Raw genomic sequence first — 25,632 nt, 5'->3', positions numbered from 1 at the left:
GCCCGACCCGATCGGAAGGATGAACGAACCCCCGTGCTTCCCCTGCTCCCCGCCGACCCCCCGCCGTGCTTGAAGGACCCCAGCACGTTCTGCGCCCAGGTGTTCAAGGTGACGAACAACGAGTGGCTGGCGGGCTCGGCGAACTGGCTGATCACCAAGCCGGTCAAGATCCTCATGATCATCGTGATCGCGTTCGTGATCCGGATGCTCCTGAGACGGCTGATCAACCGCGTCACCACGCTGCCCAAGACGGGCGGCAAGCTGCCGTCGATGCTGCGCCCGCTGCGCGAGCGCGCCCCGGAGGTGCTCGGTTCCGCCGTCATCGAACGGCGGCGCCAGCGCGCGAAAACCATCGGCTCGGTGCTGAAGTCGCTGTCGACGTTCCTGGTCTACGGCCTGGCGTTCATCCTCGTGCTGGGCGAACTGGGCATCAACCTGGGCCCGATCATCGCCTCGGCGGGCATCATCGGCGTCGCGATCGGGTTCGGTGCGCAGAACCTGGTCAAGGACTTCCTGTCCGGGATCTTCATGATGGTCGAGGACCAGTACGGCGTCGGCGACGTCGTGGACGTCGGCGAAGCGTCCGGCACGGTCGAGTCCGTCGGCCTGCGGATCACGACGCTGCGTGACGTCAAGGGCACGGTCTGGTACGTCCGCAACGGCGAGGTGCTGCGCGTCGGCAACTCGAGCCAGGGCTTCGCGGTGGCGCTCGTCGACGTCCCGCTCAGCTACACCGCCGACGTCGAACGCGCGACGACGGTGCTCTCGGCCGCGGCGTCCAAGGCCACCGAGAGTGACGCGCTGAAGGACAACGTCCTCGAGCCGCCGGAGCTGCTGGGTGTGGAAAGCGTCACACCGGAAGGCCTCCAGCTGCGCCTGACGGTGAAGGTGCGGCCGGGCAAGCAGTGGGCCGTTCAGCGCGCCCTGCGTGCCCAGCTGCTGGCGGCGCTGGAAGAAGCCGGCTTCGAGCCGCCGCTCGGCCGGCTGTTCCCGCCCGCGAGCCCGGCGGCGGGGAAGTAGCGGCCGCGAACGCCATTACGCTGGGGAGCGGGTTCGCGACGAACCGGAACCGAGTGGACCGGCCGTCGGGAACCCGCACCCCAAGGGCAAAATGGAAGGCGTGTCTGCAGTGAGCGAACCGGCGAACCTCTACGAAGCGATCGGCGGCGAACCGACGTTCCGCCGGATCGTCGGGCGCTTCTACGAGGAGGTCGCGCGCGACGAGATCCTCCGCCCCCTCTACCCCGAAGAGGACCTGGGACCCGCCGAGGAGCGGTTCCGGCTGTTCCTCATCCAGTACTGGGGTGGCCCGCACACCTACTCCGACCAGCGCGGGCACCCGCGGCTGCGGATGCGGCACGGGCCGTTCAAGATCGGGCCGCTCGAGCGGGATGCCTGGCTGCGGTGCATCCGGATCGCCGTCGACGAGGAGAACCTCGAGGAGCCCTACCGCGGGCAGCTCTGGGCCTATCTGGAGATGGCCGCGCACAGCATGATGAACAGCTTCGTCTGATGGGGGCGGCCTGGTGGCAGGACGCCGTCTTCTACCAGGTCTACGTGCGCTCGTTCGCCGACTCCGACGGTGACGGCGTCGGGGACCTCGAAGGCATCCACTCCCGGCTCGGTTACCTGGAGCTGCTGGGTGTCGACGCGCTGTGGCTGACGCCGTTCTACCGCTCGCCCATGGCCGACCACGGCTACGACATCGCCGACCCGCGGGACGTCGACCCGATGTTCGGCACCCTCGGCGACTTCGACGTGCTGCTCACCGAGGCGCACAAGCGCGGCATCAAGGTCACCGTCGACGTGGTCCCCAACCACACCAGCAACCAGCACGCCTGGTTCAAGTCGGCGATGGCCGCCGCGCCGGGCAGCCCGGAACGCGACCGGTACGTCTTCCGCGACGGCGTCGGCCCGAAGGGCGAAGACCCGCCGAACAACTGGGTCAGCGCGTTCGGCGGCCCGGCGTGGACCCGCGTGCCCGACGGGCAGTGGTACCTGCACCTGTTCGCGCCGCAGCAGCCGGACCTGAACTGGGCCAACCCCGAGGTCGCCGCCGACCTGGAACGCACGCTGCGGTTCTGGCTCGAACGCGGCGTCGACGGCTTCCGCATCGACGTCGCGCACGGCATGGCCAAGCCGCCCGGCCTGCCGGACATGGACCCGCGCGCCGACGCGCTGGGGCCGAGCCACTACTACGACCCGCGGTGGGACCACGACGGCGTCCACGAGATCCACCAGATGATCCGCAAGGTCCTCGACGAATTCCCGGACGCGATGGCGGTCGGCGAGATCTGGGTGACCGACGAGGAGCGCCTCGCTCGCTACCTGCGGCCCGGCGAACTGCACCTGGCGTTCAACTTCCGCCTCGTGCTGACCCACTTCGACGCCGACGCCATGCGCACGGCCATCCAGCGCTCCCTGGCCGTCCCGGCCCGCACGGGCGCTCCGGCGACCTGGACGCTGGGCAACCACGACGTCTGGCGGCAGGTCAGCCGCTACGGCGGCGGTGCCGCCGGCGTGCGCCGCGCGCGGGCGATGGCGCTGGTCGAGCTGGCGCTGCCGGGCGCGGTGTACCTGTACAACGGCGAAGAGCTGGGGCTGGCGAACGTCGAGCTGGCCCCGGCGGACATGGCCGACCCGCGCGCGAAGACGAGCGGGGCCGAGTACGGGCGGGACGTTTCGCGGGTGCCGTTGCCGTGGGAGGGCGATCTGCCGCCGTTCGGCTTCTCGCGCAACCCGCGCACGTGGCTGCCGATGCCGCCGGAATGGGCCGGGCTGACGGTGGAGAAGCAGATCGAGGACGCGGACTCGACGTTGTCGCTGTACCGCGCCGCGATCGAGCTCCGCAAGACGCACCCGGCGTTCGGCGGCGACGAGCTGGAGTGGTACGGCGCGCCGGCGGGGTGTTTCGCGTTCCGGCGACGCGGCGGCGGGCTGGTGTGCGCGCTGAACACGTCGGCTTCGCCGATCGCGCTGCCGCCGGGTGAAGTGCTGCTGTCCAGCAGCCCGCTCGTGGACGGCAAGCTGCCCGCCGACTCGGCCGCCTGGCTGGTCTGACGGCCCGAGCGCCCCAATGTGGCCTTGGTTGCGTTCAACGCACCGAAGGCCACCTTGGGTGCGTTGAACGCACCGAAGGCCACATTGGGGCGCTTTCGACCGGCTGTCAGAACAGCAGTGGCAGCAGTGCGTGCCGGCGCCGCACGATCGCGCCGTAACGGGCGTCCAGGCGCAGCCAGGAGTCCGTTGCCGTCACGCGGACCACGTCGCCCGGCACGTCCGAATCCACGAAACCCATCCCGGACATCGCGAACAGGCAGCGCATCTGGACCTTGACCTCGACCGCGTCGCCGCTCACCGTCAGGACCGCCTGGTCCATCAGGGACGCCGGTGGGTTGCCGTGCGGGCCGGCGTTGTCCCTGGCCAGCGTCACGCCGCGGTCCGCCAGCTCGGACACCACCCGCGCCGGGAGCTCGTCGATCAGCGGCCAGCGGCCCGGCGGCGGCAGCTCGCCGTGCCACAGCAGGTCGCGGGCCGGGCCCGGGTCCATCCGGGGGCCGCCCGCCACGGTCAGTGCGGCGAGCAGCTCGTTGCCGGACACCGTGACGTCGCCGGGGGTGACGTCGCCGGCCACCGCGCGGGTGGCCAGGCACTCGAACGGCGTCGCCGTCCAGGCCTCGACCACGCCGTCGCCGCGCTGCCGCAGCCGGACGGCCGTCTGGCCGTCCAGCCGGACCGCGCGGGCGACGAACGCCCCGAGGGTCTCCCGGTCGGCCGCATCCGGCACGAACAACTCAGGCATCCGCGAACCCCTGCTTCAGAAACTCCGACTCGGCCGGGGTGAGCCTACGCGGCCGCAGCGCGACCGTGTCGTACGGCGCCAGCACCGTCTCCGCCGTGACCGCCACCGGGTCGTCCTCCGACGGCCCGCCGCGGACCCGGTAGGCGAGGGTGAAGCTCGCCGCGCGCAGCTCGGTCAGGTCGATGTCGATCCGCAGCTGCTGCCCCGACACCACGATCGGCCGCTTGTAGGCCACTTCCAGCCGCACGACGACGATGCCCTTCGGCAGCTGCTCGAGCCCCGCCTCGGCGGCGCCCTTGAACAACAGCGGGATGCGCGCCTCTTCCAGCAGCGTCACCAGCTTCGCGTGGTTGATGTGGCCGTAGACGTCCATGTCCGTCCAGCGCGGGCGGACGTGCGCAACGTAGGTCACCGAACCGTGCTCCGGATCTGGCGGGCCGCCACCGACAGCATCGCCAGGTCGAGCCGCTCCGACTTGGTGATCTCTTCGAGCGCGACGCGTGTCCGCTGCAGCCGGGACGCGTTCGTCTTCTCCCACTGGGCGATCTTGGCGTCACCGGACGAGCCGGGATCGCTGTGCCGCAACGCGTCCAGCGTGATCGCCCGCAGCGAGCCGTAGACGTCGTCGCGCAGCGAAAGCCGGGCGAGCGCGTGCCAGCGGTTGCCGCGTTCGAGCTTGCTGATCTCGGTGAGCATCTGGTCGATGTCCAGGTGCGCCGAGAGCGCGTAGTACAGCTCCGCCGTCTCGGCCGGGCTGTGCGTGGCGTCCACGCCGATCTGCTGCTCGGCGAGCTCGGCCACCTCGGTGACGTCGAGCAGGCCGAAGGTGTGCAGCAGCAGCGACACCCGGCGGGCCAGGCTCTCGGGCACGCGTGCGTCGATCAGCTCGTCCGCGTGCGCCTGCACGGACTCGGCCTCGCGGCCGCGCAGCAGGTCGCCGATCTTCGGGACGAGCTTGCCCAGCACCCGGCCGAAGCGCTTGATCTCCGACAGCGGGGCCAGCGGCTGCGGCCGGTTGGTGAGGAACCAGCGCGCGGCCCGGTCGAGCAGCCGCCGCGTCTCCAGCACCATCTCGTCGGCGACGTCGGTGTGCACGACGTTGTCGAGCGCGTCGATCTCCTTCCACAGGGCGGGGAGGTCGAACACCTGCGTCACCACCGCGTACGCGCGCACCGCGTCCGTCGCGGTCGCGTTCATCTCCTCCATCAGCCGGTAGACGAACGAGATGCCACCGCCGTCGACGACCTCGTTGGCGATCATCGTGGTGATGATCTGGCGGCGCAGCGGGTGTTCGCCGATCGCGTCCGGGAACCGCTCGCGCAGCGGCTTCGGGAAGTACTGGGGCAGCCGGGCGGCGAAGACCTTCGAGTCAGGCAGGTCGCTGGCCAGCAGCTCGTCCTTCAGCTCCAGCTTGACGTGGGCGAGCAGCGTCGCCAGCTCCGGCGAAGTGAGGCCCTTGCCCGCCTTCTCCAGCTCGCGGAACTCCGAGTTGCTCGGCAGCGCTTCGAGCTTCCGGTCGAAAGCCCCCGCGGACACCAGCGCCTGCACCAGCCGCGCGTGCACCGAGACCATCGGCGCGGCGTGCGCCCGGCTGACCCCGAGGACGGCGTTCTGCCGGTAGTTGTCCTTGAGCACCAGCGCGCCGACCTCGTCGGTCATCTCCTCCAGCAGCTCGTTGCGCTGTTCGCGCTCCAGCTTGCCGGTCTGGACGAGGTGGTCGAGCAGGATCTTGATGTTGACTTCGTGGTCGGAGCAGTCGACGCCGGCCGAGTTGTCGAGCGCGTCGGTGTTGATCTTGCCGCCGCCCGAGGCGAATTCGATCCGGCCGAGCTGGGTCAGACCGAGGTTGCCGCCTTCCCCGAAGACCTTGACGCGCAGCTGCTTGCCGTCGACGCGGATGGCGTCGTTGGCCTTGTCGCCGGCCGCCTGGTGGGTTTCGTTCTCCGCCTTGACGTAGGTGCCGATGCCGCCGTTCCACAGCAGCTCGACCGGCGCCAGCAGGATCGCCTGGATCAGGTCCATCGGGGCCAGCGCGGTGACACCGTCCTCGAGGCCGAGCGCCGCGCGGACCTGCGGGCTGATCGGGATCGACTTCGCCGTGCGCGGGTAGATCCCGCCGCCTTCGCTGATCAGTGCGCGGTCGTAGTCGTCCCACGAGCTGCGCGGCAGGTCGAACAGCCGTCGCCGCTCCGCGTAGGTCACTGCGGCATCGGGGTTCGGGTCGAGGAAGACGTGCATGTGGTTGAACGCCGCGACCAGGCGGATGTGCTCGGACAGCAGCATGCCGTTGCCGAAGACGTCACCCATCATGTCGCCGATGCCGACCACGGTGAAGTCCTCGGTCTGGGTGTCCTTGCCCAGCTCGCGGAAGTGCCGCTTGACGCTCTCCCAGGCGCCCTTCGCGGTGATGCCCATGGCCTTGTGGTCGTAGCCGACCGAGCCGCCGGAGGCGAAGGCGTCACCCAGCCAGAAGCCGTACTGCGCGGACATCTCGTTCGCGATGTCGGAGAACTTCGCGGTGCCCTTGTCGGCCGCGACGACCAGGTAGGAGTCGTCGGCGTCGTGCCGGACGACACCGGGTGCGGGGACGGTCTTGCCCTCGATCCGGTTGTCCGTCAGGTCGAGCAGGCCGGAGATGAACATGCGGTAGCAGGCGATGCCCTCGGTGAGCTGGGCGTCGCGGTCGATGCTCGCGTCGCCGCTCGGGGCCGGCGGGCGCTTCACGACGAAGCCGCCCTTCGCGCCGACCGGCACGATCACCGCGTTCTTCACCGCCTGCGCCTTGACCAGGCCGAGGATCTCGGTGCGGAAGTCCTCCCGGCGGTCCGACCAGCGCAGGCCGCCGCGGGCGACCTCGCCGAAACGCAGGTGCACGCCCTCGACGCGCGGCGAGTACACGAAGATCTCGAACTTCGGCCGCGGCTCGGGCAGGTCGGGCACGCCGGCCGGGTCGAGCTTGATCGCCAGGTACGGCCGTGGCTTCCCGTCGGTGCCGGTGACGTGGTAGTTCGTCCGCAGGGTGGCCCGGATGACGGCCATCAGGCGCCGCAGGATCCGGTCTTCGTCGAGGCTGGTGACCTCGTCGATCATCGCGTTCAGCTCGGCGGCCAGCGCTTCGGCCGCGGCCTCGCGGTCGGCGTCGGACAGGTGGAGCGCGAACCGGGCTTCGAACAGGCGCAGGAGCTTGGTCGCGACCTGGGTGTGGTTCAGCAGCGTGTTCTGGATGTAGTCCTGGGAGAACGCGCTGCCGGCCTGGCGCAGGTACCGCGAGTACGCGCGCAGCACGGCGGCCTGGCGCCAGGTGAGCCCGGCCCGCAGGACGAGGCCGTTGAGGCCGTCGACCTCGGCGTCGCCGCGCCAGGCGGCCTCGAAGGCGTCCTGGAAGCGGCCGCGCAGCTCCTCGACGGCGTGCTCGTCGGACTCGTCGAGCATCTTCTGGTCGACGCGCAGGCCGAAGTCGTAGATCCAGCACGCGCCGCCGTCCTCGCGGTGCAGCTCGTACGGCCGCTCGTCGACCACCTCGACGCCCATGGCCTGCAGCACCGGGAGCACCTTCGACAGCGTGACGCCTTCGCCGCGCAGGTAGAGCTTGAAGCGCCGCTCCCCCGGTCCGGAGACGGCGGGCTGGTAGAACGACAGCGCGAGGTCGCCTTCGTCGGTGAGCGAGTCGAGCGCGCGGAGGTCGGCCAGCGCCTCTTCGGCGGTGAAGTCCTCCTTGTAGCCCTCGGGGAAGACCGTTGCGAAGCGCTGGCCCTGCTCCGTGGCCGACTCTTCGCCGACGATCCCGACCGCGACACCGCCGTCGGCGCGCTCACGGCGTTCGTCGAGGACGGCCTCGACCATCCGGTCGTCCCAGGTGCGGACGGCGTCGTTCAGCCGGTCCTGGATCTTGAGCGTGTCCGGCTCGAGCCGGCGCGCCGGGTCGGTGTGCACGACGAAGTGCACCTGCGCCAGGACGGTCTCGCCGATCCGCGCGCTGTACTCGAGCTGGGTGCCTTCGAGTTCTTCGAGCAGCACCTCCTGCATCGCCAGCCGCGAGCGCGTCGTGTAGCGGTCGCGCGGCAGGTAGACCAGGCAGGAGTAGAAGCGGCCGTACGGGTCGCGGCGCAGGAACAGCCGCAGCCGGCGGCGGTCCGACAGCGTGATCGCGCCGGTCGTCGTCGAGTACAGCGAGTCGGTGTCGGCGGAGAACAGGTCGGCGCGCGGCCAGTTCTGCAGGATTTCGAGCATCCGCTGGCCGGAGAACGACTCGATCGGGAAGCCGGCGCGGTGGATGACCTCGCGGACCCGCTTGGAGACGACCGGGATGTCGAGGACGTTCTCGTGCAGCGCGGTCGTGGTGAACATGCCGAGGAAGCGGTGCTCGCCGGTGACGGTGCCGTCGGCGTCGAAGGTCTTCACGCCGACGTAGTAGGGGTAGACCGGCCGGTGCACGGTCGAGGGCGCGCTCGCCTGGGTCAGCACCAGCAGCGTCGGCGCGAGGGCGGTGGCGGCGGTGTCCGGGCCGGCGGTGAGACCGCGGGCGGCGAGGCTGTCCTGGCGCAGCACGCCGAGGCCGGAGGCCAGAACCGCGCGCAGGGCGGGCGCGGTGTCTTCTTCGGAGTCCGGGTTCGGGTTCGGGTTCTCGATCAGCTCGTAACGCCGGTAGCCGAGGAAGGTGAAGTGGCCGTCGGCCAGCCAGCGCAGCAGCCGCGCCCCCTCGGCGACCTCGGACTGGGGCAGCTTCGGCGGGTCGGTCTCCAGTTCGCTCGCCAGCTGGCAGGCGGTCTGGGCCATCTTTTCGGCGTCCTCGACGACCTCGCGGACGTCACCCAGCACGCTGGCGAGCCGGTTGTCGAGCTCGCGGGCGCGGTTGCGGTCGGTGACGAAGTCGATCTCGATGTACATCCACGACTCGGCGGCCGAGTTCGCGGGCGGCTCGGCCGGGTCCGCTTCGGGGTGGACCTCGAGCAGCTCACCGGTCAGGTCGCGGCTGACCACCACGATCGGGTGAACGATCCGCTGGACTTGCACCCCGTCGCGGGCGAACTCCGCGGCGATCGAGTCGACCAGGTAGGGCATGTCGTCGGTGACGACCTGCACGACGGTGGCTTCGCGGGCCCAGCCGTCTTCGGCGACGGTCGGGTTCAGCAGCCGCACGGCCGGGCGGCCGGGCATCCGGTGCTTGGCCAGTTGCAGGTGCGAGCGGACGGCGCCGACCAGGTTGACGGGCTCGTCGCCGACGATCTCTTCCGGCGGGAGGTGCCGGTAGTAGAGCCGGATGAGCTCACCGATCTCCGGCGCCAGCCCGGCGGCGGAGTCGATCAGGTCGTCCCTGATCTGCTCCGGGCTGGCCGAGGAGCGCGGAGCGCCGAATTCGGGTTCGGCGTCGGCTCCGGTTCCGGGTAGGGACGAGACTCCGGTCGAGCTCATTTGAGGCAACTCTCCAGTTTGCGTGAGGTGGCACCGCGCCGGTTCGGCGTTGAGCCGGCCACCCCACACTAATGCGCCGCGATCCGGGATCGCAGGAAGACCCGAAGGTTCCCCAACGCGCGGAAACCCTTCCGGGGCAGGGGATTTGCGGGATCGGTCAAGCTACTGACGGGTTGCGTTGCGGGGGCGTGCGCAGCTGTGACCAGCCATGGCAGGCGGGTTGCGTTGACGGGGAGGTCAACATGATCGGTTCAGCTCGGGCGGCCCACCACCGTTCGGCGAGCGGTGTCGGCCGGTCGGCGACGCCGAAGCGGCCCGGCGGGGGCCGCGGCGGGCCGACGGTGAGTCGGCGACGAAACGAGGTGTCTCACCGACTGGGAGGTGACCAGAGCACCGGTACGCCGGGGGGCCGGAGCCGGTCCCGGCCGGAACCGGCGCCGGCGGCCTGCGAGCGAACGCGTCAGCGTCAGCCGGCACGGTGCGGTCCCGGCGGGCGAGTCAGTCGCGGAACCGGTGGCCGCGGGAGTCCGATACCTCGGCGCCGTGGCCGTTGCGGCCGTGGCCGTTGCGGCGGCCCGTGTTCTCGGAATCGAGCTGCTTGACCAGTGCGGCCGCGCTGGCCGTGCCCGCCTGGTGCTCGGCCAGTGCGCGGGCGAGCAAGTCGGCGAGCCCGGCGTCCGGCGGGGGCTCGTCCTCCGCGATGGCGCGGGCGTAGCTCTCCGGGAACGGCGCCGTCGCCGGGGTCCAGTGGCCGAAGTCCTCCATCGGCTCCAGCGACGGTGGCATCCGCAGCCGCGGCAACCACGGCTCCGCCTCGTCGCGGTGGCCCGGCACCGACGGTGGTTCGTCCTCCGGCCGCGGCGGCGGGGCGAGCTCCGGCTCCGGACGGGCCGGTTCCCCGGCACGCGGAGTGCCGGCGTCTTCCGCCCGGCGGCGGCGGCCGGCGCCCCCGGAGGACGAAATGCCCAGGCGGTCCAGCACGGACCGCGCGGCCACCGAGCCGTGCTCGGCGTCGTGGCGCGTCGACGGTGGCGGCTCCTCCTTCCGCCGCCGCCCCTCCGCTGCCCACGGCTCCCGTTCGGCGGCGGGCTCGGGCGCGAGCGGCAGGGCCGGCGTGACGCGGGTGGGCGCCGAATCCCGCTCGGCGGCGGTCTCCCGCAGCCGGGATTCGGCCAGCGCGGCCCAGGAGAACTTGGTCTTGCCGGCTTCACCAGACGGCACCGTCTCGACGGGCTCCCGCGCGGACCGCACCTCGTCAGGCTCCGACCGGAAGTCCGGCTCCCGCTCACGCTCGGCCCGCGGCGGCTCCGAACGGCGCTCCGGCTCTCGCGACGGCACTTCGCCAGGCTCAGCCTCCGGCTGCCGCCCACGCTCCGCCAACCGCGGCTCGGCGGGCTCGGCCCGGTGATCCGCCGACCGCACCTCGTCAGGCTCCGACCGGAAGTCCGGTTCCCGCACCGACCGCGCCTCAACGGACTCGGCCCGGTGGCCCGCCCCACGCCCCGACCGCACCTCGCCAGGCTCCGACCGGAACTCCGGCTCACGCACCGACTGCGCCTCAGCAGACTCGGCCCGGTGGCCCGCCCGCCGTGCCGACCGCGACTCGTCAGGCTCCGACTGGTGGCCCACCCCACGCCCCGACCGCGACTCGCCCGGCCCCGACCGGAACTCCGGCTCACGCACCGACCGCGCCTCAACAGACTCCGCCCGGTGGCCCACCCCACGCGCCAACCGCGACTCGCCCGGCCCCGACCGAAACTCAACCGGCTCCGGCCGCGGCTCCGAGCGTCCCGGCTGCACCTCGATCGGCTCCGGCCGGGCCGGCGCCGCCTCCGGGCGTCGCTCCACCACGACCGGCTCCGGGCGTACCCGAGGCTCCGGCCGCGGCGAGGCGGGCTCGTCCCGCACCGCCGGCATCAACGTCGTCTCGGCCGCGTCCGCAGTCACCCGTGGCCGTTCGAACGACCACGCCGGTGCCGGCTGCCGCGGCTCGGGCCGCGATGGCGCCTCCTCCCGCCCGAACGACCACGCCGGCGTCCGCGGCTCGGGCCCCGGAACCGGCTCCGCCGCGACGACCGGGACAGCGGGCGAAGTGGATGCCGCGGGAGCAGCGGGCGCTGTCGAGGCAGCCGGAACGACCAGCGTCGGAGCCCCGGCCGCGACCGGAACCGGCCGCGACGGCACCGCCTTCAGCACCTCGTCCAGATCGACCGAAGCCGGTTCCCCGCTGCCGAACTCGCCGGCCAGCACGCTGCACGCCTGCCGCCGGGCCCTGGCGTGCAGCTGCTCCGCCGCCCGCGAGCGGTAGAGGCACGCGATGGCCTCCTCCGCCTGCCCGAACCGCTCCTGCAGCTGAGCCAGTTCCAGCCACAACCGCGCGGTGATCGACGGCAACCCGTGCCGGTCCGTGCTCGCCACGGCTTCGCGGACCAGCTCGATCGCCGCTTCGCCCGCCCCCGCGGGCAGGTGGACCCGCGTCGCGACGGCCAGCCGCAGCCAGCCCATCGGGGCGACGCCCGCCGCGCGCACCGGCTCGGCCAGCACCGGCTCCGCGATCTCGTACGCCATTTCGGCGTCGCCGCGGTCGAGCAACGTGCTGACCAGCAGGAGCACCAGCCGGATCCGGACGAGGCCGCCGTCGTCGGCCGGGTTGTCGAGCTTTTCCAGGAACCCCAGCCCGGTCCGGGCCGCGTCGGCCGCCGCCGTTAGATCGCCGTGGCGCCGCCGGTGGGCGGCCGTGCCGACGCGCAGCAGCGCCCGCACCAGCAGCTGGGTGTCGGCGCCCAGCGAAGCGTCGCCGACGACGAGCTTGTCCGCCTCCACGAGCACGCGGTCCAGCTCCGACTTGCGCCCGAGCTGGCCCAGGCAGCCCACCAGGTGGCACAACGCGGCCGCGCGGTGCACCGGCGAGACCACCGGGTCCGTGAGGACCGGCCGCAACGCGGCGAGCCCGGTCAGCGGCACGCCGAGGCTGCGGGCGCAGACGGCGAGGTCGATGCGCAGCCGCGCGGCGATGTCGCCGTAGCCCGCGTGCTCGGCCGCGCGCAACGCCGCGACCGCGCGCCCGACGGTGCCCGGCCGCATCCCGAGCCGGACGCGCGCGGACACGACCAGGCTCTCGGCCCGGACCCACTGTTCGTCGGCACTGGCCGCCTCGGCCAGCGCGGCTGCGCGCTCACCGAGGACCAGTGCGAGCTCCGGCGCGCGCAGGTGCAGCGCGTCCGCCCGCTCGATCAGCCGTCCGACTGCGGAGAGGGTTCCCCCGGCATTGACGGAGCGCCCGCCCTCCACTCGGGAGAACGGGCCCGTCCGGTGCTGTTTGCTGGCTTCCACGGGGAAACCCGCCCCCTCAGTCGCGGGTCAGCTTGCGATGGGTGACACGGTGCGGGCGGGCAGCCTCGGCGCCCATCCGCTCCACCTTGTTCTTCTCGTACCCCTCGAAGTTGCCCTCGAACCAGAACCACTTCGCCGGGTCTTCGTCCGTACCTTCCCAAGCCAGGATGTGCGTCGCGACCCGGTCGAGGAACCACCGGTCGTGGGAAATCACGACGGCGCAGCCGGGGAACTGCTCCAGCGCGTTCTCCAGGGAGCCCAGCGTCTCGACGTCCAGGTCGTTGGTCGGCTCGTCGAGCAGGATCAGGTTCCCGCCCTGCTTGAGCGTCAGCGCCAGGTTGAGCCGGTTGCGCTCACCACCGGAGAGCACGCCGGCCGGCTTCTGCTGGTCCGGGCCCTTGAACCCGAACGCGCTGACGTACGCCCGCGACGGCATTTCGGTCTGGCCGACGTGGATGTAGTCCAGCTCGTCGGAGACGACCTGCCAGACGGTCTTCTTCGGGTCGATCCCGCCGCGGTTCTGGTCCACATAGGACAGCTTGACCGTCTCGCCGATCTTGACCACGCCGTCGTCGGCCTCTTCGAGCCCGACGATGGTCTTGAACAGCGTGGTCTTGCCGACGCCGTTCGGGCCGATCACGCCGACGATGCCGTTGCGCGGCAGGTCGAACGACAGGCCGTCGATGAGGACGCGGTCGTCGAAGCCCTTCTTGAGCTTCTCGACCTCGACCACGACGTTGCCCAGCCGGGGACCCGGCGGGATCTGGATCTCTTCGAAGTCGAGCTTGCGGTGCTTGTCCGCTTCCGCCGCCATCTCCTCGTAGCGGTCGAGGCGGGACCGGGACTTCGTCTGACGGGCCTTGGCGTTGGACCGCACCCACTCGAGCTCGGTCTTCAGGCGCTTCGCGAGCTTCTGGTCCTTCTTGCCCTGGACCTCGAGGCGCTCGCGCTTCTTCTCCAGGTACGTCGAGTAGTTGCCCTCGTAGCCGACGACCCGGCCGCGGTCGATCTCCATGATCCACTGGGCCACGTTGTCCAGGAAGTACCGGTCGTGGGTGACGGCGAGGACGGCGCCGGCGTAGCGGGAGAGGAACTGCTCCAGCCACAGGACACTTTCGGCGTCCAGGTGGTTGGTGGGCTCGTCGAGCAGCAGCAGGTCGGGCGCCGACAGCAGGAGCTTGCACAGCGCGACCCGGCGGCGCTCACCACCGGAAAGGTGTGAGACGCCTTCGTCCGGCGGCGGGCAGCGGAGCGCGTCCATGGCCTGCTCGACGGTCGAGTCGAGCTCCCAGGCGTCCGCGTGGTCCAGCTCCTCCTGGAGCTGTCCCATCTCCTCCATCAGCTCTTCGGTGTACTCGGTCTCCATGAGCTTGAGGACCTCGTTGTACCGGTCGAGCTTGACCTTGACTTCGCCCAGGCCCTCTTCGACGTTCTGCCGGACCGTCTTCTCCTCGTTGAGTTCCGGCTCCTGCATGAGGATGCCGACGCTCGCGCCTGGCTGGAGGAACGCTTCGCCGTTGCTGGCCTGCTCGATCCCCGCCATGATCTTGAGAACGGTGGACTTACCGGCACCGTTCGGCCCGACCACGCCGATCTTGGCGCCGGGGTAGAACGCGGTGCTGACGTCGTCGAGGATGACCTTGTCCCCGACGGTCTTGCGCACCTTCTTCATGGTGTAGATGAACTCGGCCATACCCACGATCGTAGAGCGCACCTGATCGCGGCTCGACGCCGGTCACCGTCGGACTACCGAAAGTCAGCCAGGGATCACGGCGAGAGTACCGGCACCACCGTTTTCCCGGCATCCGGATGGCGGCTCAACCTCAACTGGAACCCGAGGGTCGCTTGCCCTCGGCGAGGTTCTTGAGCATCGCGTTGTAGGCGTTCAGCTCCTCGTCGCCCGTCACCGCTTCGCGCCGGTCACTCCGCTTCGCCTCGCGTTCGTCCTGACGCGCCCACTGCACCAGCAGCGCGATCAGCACCAGCAGGACCGGGACCTCGCCGGCGGCCCAGGCGATGCCGCCGCCGAGCCGCTGGTCGGTGAGCAGGTCGGTGACCCACGGCAGGTGCAGCTGGCTGTAGAAGGCCTGCCCGATGACGGTCTGCTTGCTCATCAGGATCACGCCGAAGAACGCGTGGAACGGCATCGCGGCGAACATCATGCCGAGCCGGCCGAGGTACGGGATCCGCCGCGGCGCCGGGTCGACGCCGATCACCGGCCAGTAGAAGACGTACCCGGCGAGCAGGAAGTGACCGTTCATCGCCAGGTGCGCCCAGTGGTAGTTCAGCGCGGTGTCGAAGATGCCGGAGAAGTACAGCGCGTAGAACGAGCCGACGAACAGCAGCAGCGCGACCACCGGGTGGGTGAGGAACCGCGACACCGGCGAGTGCACGAAGGCGACGAGCCACTCGCGCGGGCCGGGCGGGGTGTCCTTGCCCGCGGCCGGCAGGGCGCGCAGCGCGAGCGTCACCGGCCCGCCGAGCACGAACAGCACCGGCGTCACCATCGACAGCAGCATGTGGTTGCCCATGTGGACGCTGAACATCGCGGGCGCGTACCGGCCGATGCCCGACGACGTCGCGATCAGCAGCACCACGCAGCCGGCGATCCAGGCGACCGTGCGGCCGACCGGCCAGGTGTCGCCCCGGCGCAGCAGCCGTCGGACCCCGGCGAGGTACAGCCCGCCGAGTACGAGCGCGAGCGTGCCGTAGACCAGGTCGAAGCGGGTGTCGAAGAGCAGCCGCCAGACCGTCGGCGCGCCGTCGAGGTTGTAGCCGATCAGCAGCTCGGTGGTGGACGGCTGGGTGACCGCGTCCGCCGGCGGTGGCGTCCTGGCCAGCCCGGTCGCGATGCCGATCGTGACGAACATGATCAGGATCTCGACCGAGGCCAGGCGCAGCAGCTGGGCGCCGCCCTTGCCGTCGACGAGGTTCGCGACCCCCTTTTCGCGCTGCTGGTGCCCGAACACCCCGAGCAGCAGCAGTGCGACCGTCTTGGCCACGACCAGCAGGCCGTAGTCGGTGGTGAACAGGTCGTTCAGGCCGATCCGGACCAGTGCGTTGACCGCGCCGGAGAGCGCCATCACGATCCAGCAGACCAGGGCCAGCTTCGAGAACCGCCGCGCGGCCAGGCTCAGGTGGCCCCCGCGCCGGTACCCCAGCGCGAGCAGGGCGACCAGGCCGCCGACCCACAGCGCCGCGGCGACCAGGTGGAACAGCAGGCTGTTGGTGGCGACGTCGTGCGAGCCGCCGCTGGCGGAGTGCCCGGTGACGGCGACCGGGACCAGCCCGCCGACGGCCAGGAAGAACAGCACCGCCGTCCAGCCCCAGCTCAGCGCGAGCCGGCAGCCGAGCGCGACGAGGACCGCGATCAGCGCCGTCCACAGCCACGCCTTCGGCTGTTCGATGGCGCCCACGAGGTCGAGCAGCGTCTGCGGGTCCAGGACTTCACCGAAGGGCTTTCCGGCGGTGTCGGCGGCCGTGAAGGCCACCGAGAGCAGGGCCGCGGCGAACCACACCCAGGCGGCGATCCCGGCCACGCGCAGCGCGCCGTAGCCCTCCGGCCCGAGCGTCCCGGACTTCTGCGGCGGCACCAGGAACGCGGCCAGCAGCAGCGAGCCGACGCAGATCACCGACGCGCATTCGGACAGCACCCGCATCAGGGTGATGCCGTACTTGGTGACCAGACCCGGGTCGGGCAGGCCGGCGATGGCGTAGCCGGCCCCGCCGGTGAGGGCGATCAGGCCGATCGCGACCACGGCGGCCAGCAGGACTCCGACCACGAGCAGGGGCAGCACGCCGGCCCGGCGCTGGGTGGGGACGTCGGATTTCGTCGCGGACACGCCACTGAGGGTATGCCCAGCCCCGGTCAGGCCCGTGTGACGGGCAGGATGGGCGCCGTGAAGATGATCCTGCTGCGGCACGCCGAGTCGCTCGGCAACGTCGACGAGCTCGCCTACACGCGGATCCCCGACCACGCGCTGCCGCTGACCGCCAAGGGAGAGCGGGAAGCCCGCGCGGTGGCGCCGGAGATCGCCCGGCTGCTCGACGGCACGCGGCCCGCGGTGTACGTGAGCCCGTACCTGCGCACCCGGGAAACGTTGCGGCTGCTGGACATCCGGGCGTCGTGCGAACGGCTGGTGCCGGAGCCGCGGCTGCGCGAGCAGGACTGGGGCAACCTCCAGGACCCGGCCGACCAGGAAATCCAGAAGGCGCGGCGCCACGAGTTCGGGCACTTCTTCTACCGGCTGCCCTTCGGCGAGTCGGGCGCGGACGTCGACGACCGCGTCGCGGCGTTCCTCTCGGACCTGCGCATGCGCGAGGAAAGTCACCCGGAGACGGTCCTGGTCGTCTCCCACGGGCTCACGTTGCGGCTGCTTTGCCGACGGCTCTTCGGCTGGAGCATCGAGCTGTTCGAGTCCCTGTCCAATCCGGCCACCTGCGAATACCGCGTCCTCGAAGAGCAGGACGGCAAGTGGGCGCTGGACCGCCCGTTCGCGCAGTGGCGGGACTCACCCGACGGGGAAACCCAGCTTTAGCGGCGCGGTCAGCACGACGCGGGTGCCGTGGCCGGGTGCCGAGTCGATGCGCGCGGCGCCGTCGATCTCGGCCATCCGGGCGTGGATCGAGTTCTCGATGCCGAATCCGGCGTGGCGCGCGCCGAGGTCGAAGCCGGTCCCGTGGTCGCGCACGGACACCGTGACCACGCTTTCACGCTCTTCGAGGCACACGACGGCCTTCGTCGTCCTCGCGTGCTTCAGGGTGTTTCGCAGTGCTTCGCGGGTTGCGTCGTGAAGAGCGTTGACGACGGCTTCGGGCGCGTCAGTGGGCTTCGCGAGCACGACGAGGTCGACGCGGAGGCCGTCCGCCGTCATCTCGACCGCCAGCGCGCCGAGCCGGTGTTCGAGCCCGCCCGGTTTGGCGGGCGCGTCGCCGTCGAGGCTCAGCCGCAGGCGCAGGGCGTGCGCGCGGGCGGTGCGGCGAACCTGGTCGAGACTGCCCCGCGGGTCGAGCGCGTCCCCGGGCGCGGGCAGCGCGAGGGACTCCATGACCTGCAGGACGGTGTCGTGGACGTCGCGGCGGTGCCGTTCCCGCTCGGCGGCCCGGCCGCGCTGCTCGCCCAGCCCGAGCGCGAACCGCATGGACCCGGCGACGAGCAGGACGATGGCCAGCGCCGTCACGGCGGCCGCGACCAGGGCGAGCAGGATCCACGTGGCGGGGGCCGACGTGCCCGACACCGCGGCCATGCCGTACCTCAGGAGCAGCGCACCGGCGATCGCGACGGCTCCGGCGGGCGCGCCGAGCAGCAGGGTCCAGACCATGACCGTGCCCATGATGTTCGGCCAGGCCAGGGTCAGCAGCTCGGGTGACTGCGCCGCGAACACGGCCGCGGCGAAGCTCGTCATGAGCGTGTACGCGGTGTCGGCGGCCAGAACCGGCCGGATGCCGGTGGCCCGGCGGAAGACCCAGGCCACTTCGAGCAGGTTCGGCACCAGGTAGAGGGTGATCGCGGTCCAGAGCACCGGCGCGCTCAGCGGGCCGCCGAACCAGACCGCCTGCAGGAACAGTGCCAGCCGGAACGCGACCGGTACCAGCACGAGCCGCGGCACGGCGTCCTGGACGAGTCTCGACCCCGTCCCGCCGAACCGCCCGCTCCGGCCGGCGAGCGCCCCCGCGCCGCCGAGCAGCACAACCCTCACGACGTCCTCCCCGGACCAAGGCCCCTACCCTGATCAGCCGACCTGAAATTGAAACGTCGCCGTATTCATTTCAGTTTACCGACGGGGTTCAGCTTGCCTCGCGCACCAGGAGACTGTCAACGCCCGGGCACTGGCGGAAACGCGGGCCAGGGGCCGGATTTCGGGCACGGACGGCCTAGCGGCCGGCCATCGCCGCCGCTTCCTCCCGCCGTCGCGACCGCCGTGCGGCGACCGCGGCGGGCAGGATCAACGCCGCGATGAGCGCGACGAAGACGAACGCCACGTTGTAGTCCGTCGCCTGCGCGATACCGCCGACGATCGGCGGGCCACCCAGGAAGCCGGTGTAGGCGAGGGCGGTGACGAAGCCGATCTCGCGCTCGCCGCCGGTGCCGTCGCCACGCTTCCCGGCGTCTCCGGCGAGGCTGAGGGCCATCGGGAAGGACGCGGCGAGACCCGCGCCGGCCAGCGCAAACCCGGCGTAACCGGCGGCGGCGGCCGGGATCGTGGCCGCGGCGACCAGCCCGGCGGCGGCGAGGGTGGCGCCCGCGGCGAGGCAGCGGGTCGGGCCGAACCGGCGTTGCGCCCACGGGCCCGCCAGCCGGGTCAGGCCCATGACCAGCTGCATTCCCGCGAACGCAAGAGCCGCGGCGCCTTGGCCGACTCCGCGCTCGACCGTCATCAGCAGCGCCGACCAGTCCGATGAGGCACCCTCGGCGATGGCCGAACACAGCGCGACCGCGGCGAGCAGCCACAGCACCGGCCGCCGGATCGGCGCGCGCGCCGGCGTGACGACCGGCTCTTCGGTGTGCGCGGGTCGGATGCCGGGGACGGCGCGGATCACGAGGGCCAGCACCAGGAGGGCGACGATGGCGGCCACGGTGAGGTGCCGCGCCGGCGACCAGCCGTGCCCGGCGGCGAGGCCGGCAGCCAGGGAACCGGCGAGCGCGCCGAAGCTGAACCCCGCGTGGAACACGGACATCACCGGCTTGCCGAGCCGGCGTTCGACGGCCACGCCGGCGACGTTCATCGCGACGTCGAGCATCCCGACGCTCGCGCCGATCACCAGCAGCGCCCCGGCCAGCAGCGGGACGGTGGGCGCGAACCCGATCAGCACCAGCGAACCGGCGGCCATCGCGGTGCTCCCGGCGACCACCGCCCGTGCACCGGCCCGCTCGATCAGCCGTCCGGACACCGAGGCGGCGGCGAGCATCCCGGCGCTGGCCCCGAGCAGGGCCAGGCCGAACACCCCGGGCGACGCGTGCACCTGCGCGGTCAGCGCGGGCGTGCGCGACGCCCACGACCCCAGCGCGAGCCCGTTGAGGGCGAACACGGTGAACACCGCGATCCGGTCCCGCATGCGTCCCCCTTTCGTGCCTCCCAGGGTGACTTAAGCGCTTCAGAAAGTCCACCGGGCTGCGGCTAGACTGCGCCGATGACCCGGCGCCGCCGTCCCACGCTCGACGACGTCGCCGGCGCCGTCGGCGTCTCGCGCGCCACCGTCTCGAACGCCTACAACCGGCCCGACCAGCTGTCTGCCCGGCTGCGGGCCGAGGTCCTGCGGGTGGCGGCCGAGCTCGGCTACCCCGGCCCGGACCCGACCGCGCGGAGCCTCGCGACCAGCCGCACGGGCGCGATCGCGGTCCTGCTGGACACGTCGTTGTCGATGGCGTTCGCCGACCCCGCGCTGTACCTGACGCTGGACGCGCTGGCCCGGGTGATCGACCCGCGCGGGCACGCGCTGCTGCTCCTGCCCGGCGGGGCGCACGGCGGCCCGCCCGCCGACCGCGTGCTCGCCGCGCAGGCCGACATCGCGATCGTGTATTCGCTGCCCGACGGCGCTCCTTCGCTGGACGCGGTGCGCACGCGGGGGTTGCCGCTCGTGGTGATCGACCAGCCGCTGCTGCCCGGCACGGCGCGGGTCGGCTGCGCGGACCGGCTCGGCGCGGCACTGGCCGCGCGGCACCTGCTGGACCTGGGGCACCGGCGGTTCGGGATCTTCGCCGCGTGCAGCCACCTCAAGCCCGGCGGGGGCGGGCTGAGCGTGGCGGAGGCGGCGGCCGCGCCCTTCCACGACGTCCGCGAACGGCTGGGTGGCTACCTGGACGAGCTGGGGTCGTGCGCCGTCGTGGTCGAGGAAGCCGCCGGGCTGAGCGCCGAGAGCGCGATGACCGGGGCGTTCGCGCTGCTCGGGACGTCGCCGCGGCCGACCGCGGTGCTGTGCATGTCCGACCAGCTCGCGCTGGCGGTGCTGGCCGCGGCCCGTGAGCTGGGGATCAGCGTGCCGGGCGAGCTTTCGGTGGCCGGCTTCGACGACAGCCCGCCGTCGTCGTGGTCGTCACCGCCGCTGACCACGGTCCGGCAGGACCTCGCGGCCAAGGGCCGGATCGCCGGGGAACTGGCGCTGGCGCTGCTCGACGACGGTTCGGTGCCGGCGCCGGTCGAGGTGCCGGTTTCGCTGGTGGTGCGCGGCAGCACGGGCCCCTGTTAGCACCGTCCTCGTCCGGTCCGCAAGACCGCTCACGGATCTGTGGACAACCATTCCACTGCCGGGCAGTTGTCCACAGAATCGAAATCGCGGGCTGACAAACCCCCCACCACCCGCCAATCTGGAATCACACGTTCACCGCGGCCGGCAAGAGCCGCGATTCCGGAGGGGAAATCCACCATGTCTTCACGTCGTCTTCGTTCCCGCCTGCCGCAGATCGTGGTCCTGGCCCTGATCGGCCTGCTGACCAGCGTCGGAGCCGCCCACGCCGGCACGGATCCGGCCTGCCGCAAGGGCGAGTTCTGCCTGTGGCCGTCCGACGGCTACGGCGGCGAAATCCAGCGCTTCGACCTGCGCTCGGCCAATACCGAAGAATGCCTGCCACTGCCCGAGGGATTCGACGGGTCGTCATTCGCGAATCTGATGACCCGCGACGTCACGGTGTACCAGGACGAGGAATGCTCGACCGAGGGAGACTTCGTCACCTATCCGGGTGGCGGCACGTTCGTCCCGAACGCGCCCTTCCTGGTCCGCGGCATCCAGATCTGGGAGTGACGCCCTGACCGGGCCCGCACGCCGTCCGCTCCAAGGGGGAGCCGGCTCGCGGCGGCGACCGGGCCCGACCGGGGCCGCTCCCCCGAAGCGGCCCCACCCCGTGGGCGCGCCTCCGCGGCGTGGCGCGCCCACGGGTCCCCGCTGAACGCAGGGGTTTCTTGGGGAAGCCGGTCGGATCGGCGGCCTCGGGACGCTCCGCCGGGAGCGTTCCCGGCACGGCACAACACCGCCCGCCCAGCCCGACGGGCGAGCACGACAAAACCCGCGAGACACCGGACCGACCACCCACAGCAACCGTTCACGCACGACGAGCCCATCACCTCGGCTGCACCGGCCGAAGTCCACTGGCGACCCATCACGCGCTCCCGGAAAGGCCGACGCAGCCATGCCCTTCGTGACACCAGAAGCCAGGCCACTTCCCGGCCCTGAGGCGCCCCACCGCAGGTGTTCCCACCCGGGCACGGCTGCCCTCTCACCCGACCGAGTGGCGGCTGTGGTCCACACCACCATCCTCGCCCCTGGCCGGTCCACCGTGCACGGGCTCCGGCGCGTTGCCCCGCCGTGACATCGCGCCGCCGACTTTTCCGAATCAAGTCGAACGAGACCTGAAACGATTCGCCGGTGTCGAACGATCGAGAGGATGGCGACGACTAAGCTGCCCGTGCCGGGCGACCGGCACGGGCGGGACAGGTCGTCGGCGCGGGCCCTCGTAGCTCAGCTGGATAGAGCAAGAGCCTTCTAATCTCTAGGTCGCAGGTTCGAGTCCTGCCGGGGGCGCCACCAGGGAAAACGCCGTGCGCAGGTCGCGCACGGCGTGCTCCGGCCGAGAGATCCGCCTCACACCCGGCCGGGTCGCCGACGACGTCATGCCCCCACAGTGGACGGTAACGGGCCGCGTTCTTCCTTGCCCCGCACCCGACCGGGCGACCATCGGCGCATGCGGCCAACTGGCCCAACAATCGCGGTGCCCGCACCCCTCGAGACAATCTTGTTATCCGGACGGCGATCCCGGGCGCCGTTCCGACCCCGTTCTCACCGCGACCGGGCGGTCACACCGAGCAATGACGCCGGCGTGCCCGCCGCGCACCCCGCCGACCTTCCGAGGACGAACGCCATGACGGACCAGGAATCCACCCCACGACACCACCGCCACCACCGCCGCCGCGCGAACGGCGCCGCTCGCGGCGCGTTCACCGAGGCGCGCCGCGCCGGGCTGGTGCAACGGCACCTGAGGAAGATGCACCACCTCGCGAGGCGGGAAGACCGCGGACCCGCCACCCGGGCGAGGCCGGACGACGTCCCGCTCGACCGCACCCCGCCCGCACCGCCACCGTCTCCGGTCCCCGGCGCACCTCCGTCCACTTCGGAGGCTGCCTGACTGTCGCTTGTAGACGGTGGTCCCCCGGCTCGGGGCGCCTTACCCGAAACCGGGTCGCCGCGCATCTTCCAGATTGCGCTACTGGGCGGGCGCACTCACCCGTGGGGCCCCTCACGGCGAAAGCGCAGCTCAGAGCCGCTGCAACGGGGAACGGGCGCCATTCGGACCACACGAAGGTGGTATTTCCCCGCCGGAAACAGCATGATGGAAGAACGAGGCGGCACCGTCCGCCCCGGTTTGACGAATGCGGAGGACGTTCCGGTGCCAGATCCGATGGTGAGGAAGCTGCTGAACGCGATCGAGCGAACGGCGGGCTACAGCCACACCGGCTACCTGCTCAACGGGCTCACCGGCCCCGGCCCGTTCGCGGCGCCGGCGTACCTCGCGCCCGTCTGGCACCCGGACCTGTGTCTTCAACCGCCGCTCAGCCGCCAGGAACGCGACGCCTTCGAGCGCCTGACCGCCTGGTTCTGAGTTCCGCCCCGGCCGGGGTCGTGGTTTCCAGGCGGTCGGGGCTCCACGCACGCCGGGCCGGGCGAACAGGGTGCGGCCGAGGTGGGCGCGCCGAAACCGAGCCGCGAGCCGTGCAGTCACCTCGGTCCCACGCACCGGGACCGCCCGGGGCGAGTACCGATCCGGCAGCGCCGCGCAAAGGCGCACCCGCGCCCCGGCAGGCCGCCGGAACCGGGCAGGTCCCGCCGCGGCCCGTCCGGGTCAGGCGGCCTCCGCGATACCCCCCGCGACCAGGCCCACCAGGTTCTCCGCCACCTCGATCGGGGTCGGCTCTCCCGCCAGCTCCGCCGCCAGCACCTCGGCCGCCCGGCGGTAGCCGGGCCTGGCCAGGAGCTCCTCGCAGTGGGCGGCGATCGCCGACGGGGCGATCTCGGTCGGGAGGAGGCGGATGCCGGCGCCGGCGGCCGTGATCGCTGCTCCGTTGTCGAACTGGTCGTCGAACACCGGGAGGACCAGCTGCGGCAGAGCCGCCTCGATCGCCGTCAGTGCGGTGCCCTGGCCGCCGTGGTGGATGGCCGCGTCGCAGGCCGCGAACACCGGGGACAGCGGCATGCGGCCCACGTGCCGGACCTCCGGGGGCAGCGGGGGCCAGCCCGCCGCGATGCGGTCGTCCACCGCGATCACGATCTCCACCCCCAGGTCCGCCAGGGCGGCGACGATGTCGGGCACGCTCCCGGCGACCTGGCTGCGGCCCGTGCGCGGCACCACCGTGCCCAGCGTCAGGCACACCCGCGGCCGGCGACGGCGGCGCAGCACCCAGTCCGGCACCCGGGCCTCGCCGTTGTAGGCCAGCGGGCGGATGCCGGTGTGGCCGGCCGCGTGCGGGAGGCGCAGGGACGGCGGCCACGGGTTGAGCACCGCCGCCGGGCGGGGCAGGGCGTCCAGGCCTCGGGCCGCCAGCTGGACCGACAGCTCCTTCGCCGCCGCCGTGCGGTACTCGGGCAGGGCCGCCACCCCCCAGTGCAGCTCCACCTGCGGGATTCCCAGGTGCCACGCCGCGAGCGGGCCGGCGAACTCGGCTCGCTCGCTCACCACCACGTCGGGCTGCCACGTCCGCATGACCACCGACGTGCCCGGCAGGCTGCGGGCGGCCATCCGGCCGAACACTCGGCCGTGGGCCGCGCGCTGCTCCGCCAGGCCGGCGCTCGGCCGGTCGTCGGCGACCAGGTCGGCAAACCGCTCCGCCGGCCCCGACGACGCCGCAGGCAGTCCCGAACCGAGGACCGTCGGAACGAAGTCCGCCGCACTGAGCACCAGGACCTCGTGCCCCGCCGCGCGGCAGGCCCACGCCAGCGGAACCAGCGGGAAGAAGTGACCGGGCAGGGCCACGGTGGTGAACAGGATCCGCACGACGTCCCCCCGTGTCAGGTCAGTACGTCACGACGGCGCGGAACCGCACCTCGCCCTTGCCGACCTTCCGGACGGCTTCGGCGACGTCTTCGGCCGCGAACGTCTCCACCAGCGGCTTGACCTTGCCCGCGGCCACCAGGTCCAGCGCCTCGCGCAGGTACTCCGTGCCGTTGTGGGTGGCGCCGATGATCCGCTGGCCCAGCCCGAAGAACGGCAGCATCGGCGGCAGCGTGAACGGCTCCGTGACGTCGATGCCGGCCAGCACCAGGCGGCCGTTGACGTTGAGGCCGGTCATCGCGTCCGCGGCCGCGCGGTACGACGTTCCGGTGACGAGCACGACGTCGGCCCCGCCGGCCGCGCGCAGCTCTTCGCCGTTGGACACCACCGTGCCCGCACCCAGCTCGCGGGCCAGGTCGTGCTTCTCCGGCGAGCTGGTGACGGCGATCGTGTCGAAACCGCAGGCGCGCGCGTACTGGACGGCCAGGTGGCCCAGGCCGCCGATGCCGACCACCGCGACCCGTTCGCCCGGCTTCGGGTCGGCCGTGCGCAGCGCGCTCCAGCTGGTGTACCCCGCGCACAGCACGGGAACCGCCAGCTCCGGTGCCAGGTGGTCGGGGATGAGCACGGTCTGGTCCGCGGCGACGACGATGTACTCGGCCTGTCCACCTTGGACGGTGAAGCCGGTGGAAATGGGCGCGGCACAGGCGAAGGCGGCGCGCGCGGACAGCGGCAGGCCGAGACGGCAGTAGTCGCAGCTGCCGCAGGTGCCGCGGATCCAGGTGGTGCCGACGACGTCGCCGACCTGGCGGCTGGTGACCGCGTCGCCGACCGCGACGACTTCGCCGACCGGCTCGTGGCCGGGGATGGCGGGGTCGAACGCCGGGAACGGCAGCATCCCCTTGGTCACCAGGACGTCGTTCGAGCAGATCCCGGAGGCCCGCACCCGGATGAGCACGTCCGCCGGGCCGGGCTCGGGGGTCGGCACCTCCCGCAGCTCCCACTCCTCGTTGACCCCGGGGATTACCGCAGCCTTCATGACCATCATCCTCACTGGACGGAAAACTTTCGGGACCCGTACGGCAACGGTGCCAGCGCACCACCCGCC

At 72.0% G+C, this 25,632-nt stretch carries 18 protein-coding genes and 1 tRNA gene; 9 read left to right on the top strand and 10 right to left on the bottom strand.

From position 1 onward, the window contains the following. Nucleotides 1-33: 33 nt before the first annotated feature. The 3 genes from ACLJQE_RS27305 (at nt 34) to ACLJQE_RS27295 (ending at nt 3,060) form a co-directional block, all read left to right on the top strand. Entirely contained in the window at nt 34-1,020 is a 987-nt protein-coding gene (locus ACLJQE_RS27305; RefSeq protein WP_410642242.1) for a mechanosensitive ion channel family protein, read from the top strand. A gap of 109 nt (nt 1,021-1,129) precedes the next feature. Then, nucleotides 1,130-1,513, top strand: coding sequence for a globin (locus tag ACLJQE_RS27300; RefSeq protein WP_410642478.1), 384 nt, complete (start codon nt 1,130-1,132; stop codon nt 1,511-1,513). Further along, complete coding sequence (locus ACLJQE_RS27295) at nt 1,513-3,060, top strand: glycoside hydrolase family 13 protein (protein ID WP_410642241.1); 1,548 nt, start codon at nt 1,513-1,515, stop codon at nt 3,058-3,060. The genes ACLJQE_RS27300 and ACLJQE_RS27295 overlap by 1 nt, the downstream gene beginning before the upstream one ends. A 106-nt stretch (nt 3,061-3,166) precedes the next feature. On the opposite strand, the gene ACLJQE_RS27290 is transcribed toward ACLJQE_RS27295, so the two are convergent. The 6 genes from ACLJQE_RS27290 to ACLJQE_RS27265 all read right to left on the bottom strand — a co-directional run bounded on the left by ACLJQE_RS27290 (nt 3,167) and on the right by ACLJQE_RS27265 (nt 16,389). Continuing rightward, entirely contained in the window at nt 3,167-3,802 is a 636-nt protein-coding gene (locus tag ACLJQE_RS27290; protein ID WP_410642240.1) for a hypothetical protein, read from the bottom strand. Then, nucleotides 3,795-4,214: an acyl-CoA thioesterase gene (locus ACLJQE_RS27285; protein ID WP_410642239.1), complete on the bottom strand. Its 420-nt coding sequence runs from the start codon at nt 4,212-4,214 to the stop codon at nt 3,795-3,797. The genes ACLJQE_RS27290 and ACLJQE_RS27285 overlap by 8 nt, the downstream gene beginning before the upstream one ends. Continuing rightward, on the bottom strand, nt 4,211-9,214 hold the full coding sequence (locus ACLJQE_RS27280) for an NAD-glutamate dehydrogenase (protein ID WP_410642238.1): 5,004 nt from the start codon (nt 9,212-9,214) through the stop codon (nt 4,211-4,213). The genes ACLJQE_RS27285 and ACLJQE_RS27280 overlap by 4 nt, the downstream gene beginning before the upstream one ends. A gap of 498 nt (nt 9,215-9,712) precedes the next feature. Next, complete coding sequence (locus ACLJQE_RS27275; RefSeq protein ID WP_410642237.1) at nt 9,713-12,547, bottom strand: hypothetical protein; 2,835 nt, start codon at nt 12,545-12,547, stop codon at nt 9,713-9,715. Between the two features lie 16 nt (nt 12,548-12,563). Continuing rightward, nucleotides 12,564-14,240 carry an energy-dependent translational throttle protein EttA gene (gene ettA / locus ACLJQE_RS27270; protein ID WP_410642236.1) on the bottom strand — a complete coding sequence of 559 codons (1,677 nt, stop codon included), beginning with the start codon at nt 14,238-14,240 and terminating at the stop codon, nt 12,564-12,566. Between the two features lie 130 nt (nt 14,241-14,370). Continuing rightward, nucleotides 14,371-16,389 (bottom strand): cytochrome c oxidase assembly protein, encoded by a 2,019-nt coding sequence (locus tag ACLJQE_RS27265; RefSeq protein WP_410642235.1) that lies wholly within the window; start codon nt 16,387-16,389, stop codon nt 14,371-14,373. Between the two features lie 57 nt (nt 16,390-16,446). On the opposite strand from ACLJQE_RS27265, the gene ACLJQE_RS27260 reads away from it, so the two are divergent. Then, nucleotides 16,447-17,085 (top strand): histidine phosphatase family protein, encoded by a 639-nt coding sequence (locus ACLJQE_RS27260; protein ID WP_410642234.1) that lies wholly within the window; start codon nt 16,447-16,449, stop codon nt 17,083-17,085. On the opposite strand, the gene ACLJQE_RS27255 is transcribed toward ACLJQE_RS27260, so the two are convergent. Next, a complete protein-coding gene (locus ACLJQE_RS27255; RefSeq protein WP_410642477.1) occupies nt 17,059-18,237 on the bottom strand; it encodes a sensor histidine kinase in 1,179 nt (392 codons plus the stop codon). The two genes, ACLJQE_RS27260 and ACLJQE_RS27255, sit on opposite strands and share 27 nt — an antisense overlap. Before the next feature lie 184 nt (nt 18,238-18,421). Continuing rightward, the gene (locus ACLJQE_RS27250) at nt 18,422-19,603 is read right to left on the bottom strand and encodes an MFS transporter (protein ID WP_410642233.1); all 1,182 of its coding nucleotides are present in this window, start codon (nt 19,601-19,603) and stop codon (nt 18,422-18,424) included. A 75-nt stretch (nt 19,604-19,678) separates the two neighbouring features. On the opposite strand from ACLJQE_RS27250, the gene ACLJQE_RS27245 reads away from it, so the two are divergent. The 5 genes from ACLJQE_RS27245 (at nt 19,679) to ACLJQE_RS27225 (ending at nt 23,138) form a co-directional block, all read left to right on the top strand. Then, a complete protein-coding gene (locus ACLJQE_RS27245; protein ID WP_410642231.1) occupies nt 19,679-20,734 on the top strand; it encodes a LacI family DNA-binding transcriptional regulator in 1,056 nt (351 codons plus the stop codon). Between the two features lie 177 nt (nt 20,735-20,911). Beyond that, nucleotides 20,912-21,286 (top strand): peptidase inhibitor family I36 protein, encoded by a 375-nt coding sequence (locus ACLJQE_RS27240; protein WP_410642229.1) that lies wholly within the window; start codon nt 20,912-20,914, stop codon nt 21,284-21,286. 703 nt (nt 21,287-21,989) lie between these two features. Next, nucleotides 21,990-22,066 (top strand) — tRNA-Arg (locus tag ACLJQE_RS27235). A gap of 334 nt (nt 22,067-22,400) precedes the next feature. Further along, nucleotides 22,401-22,664, top strand: a complete 264-nt coding sequence (locus ACLJQE_RS27230; protein WP_410642227.1) for a hypothetical protein — start codon at nt 22,401-22,403, stop codon at nt 22,662-22,664. Between the two features lie 276 nt (nt 22,665-22,940). Continuing rightward, nucleotides 22,941-23,138, top strand: a complete 198-nt coding sequence (locus tag ACLJQE_RS27225) for a hypothetical protein (RefSeq protein ID WP_410642226.1) — start codon at nt 22,941-22,943, stop codon at nt 23,136-23,138. A 240-nt stretch (nt 23,139-23,378) separates the two neighbouring features. Here ACLJQE_RS27225 and ACLJQE_RS27220 read toward each other — a convergent pair whose 3' ends face one another. Next, on the bottom strand, nt 23,379-24,527 hold the full coding sequence (locus ACLJQE_RS27220; RefSeq protein ID WP_410642224.1) for a nucleotide disphospho-sugar-binding domain-containing protein: 1,149 nt from the start codon (nt 24,525-24,527) through the stop codon (nt 23,379-23,381). Nucleotides 24,528-24,546: 19 nt separating this feature from the next. Next, nucleotides 24,547-25,563, bottom strand: a complete 1,017-nt coding sequence (locus ACLJQE_RS27215; protein ID WP_410642222.1) for an alcohol dehydrogenase catalytic domain-containing protein — start codon at nt 25,561-25,563, stop codon at nt 24,547-24,549. Nucleotides 25,564-25,632 lie beyond the last annotated feature (69 nt).

The sequence above is a fragment of the Amycolatopsis sp. lyj-346 genome (assembly GCF_046548975.1).
GTDB lineage: Bacteria > Actinomycetota > Actinomycetes > Mycobacteriales > Pseudonocardiaceae > Amycolatopsis.
Note: the sequence above shows the minus strand (reverse complement) of the source record. Positions and strands in the feature narration are given on the sequence as shown.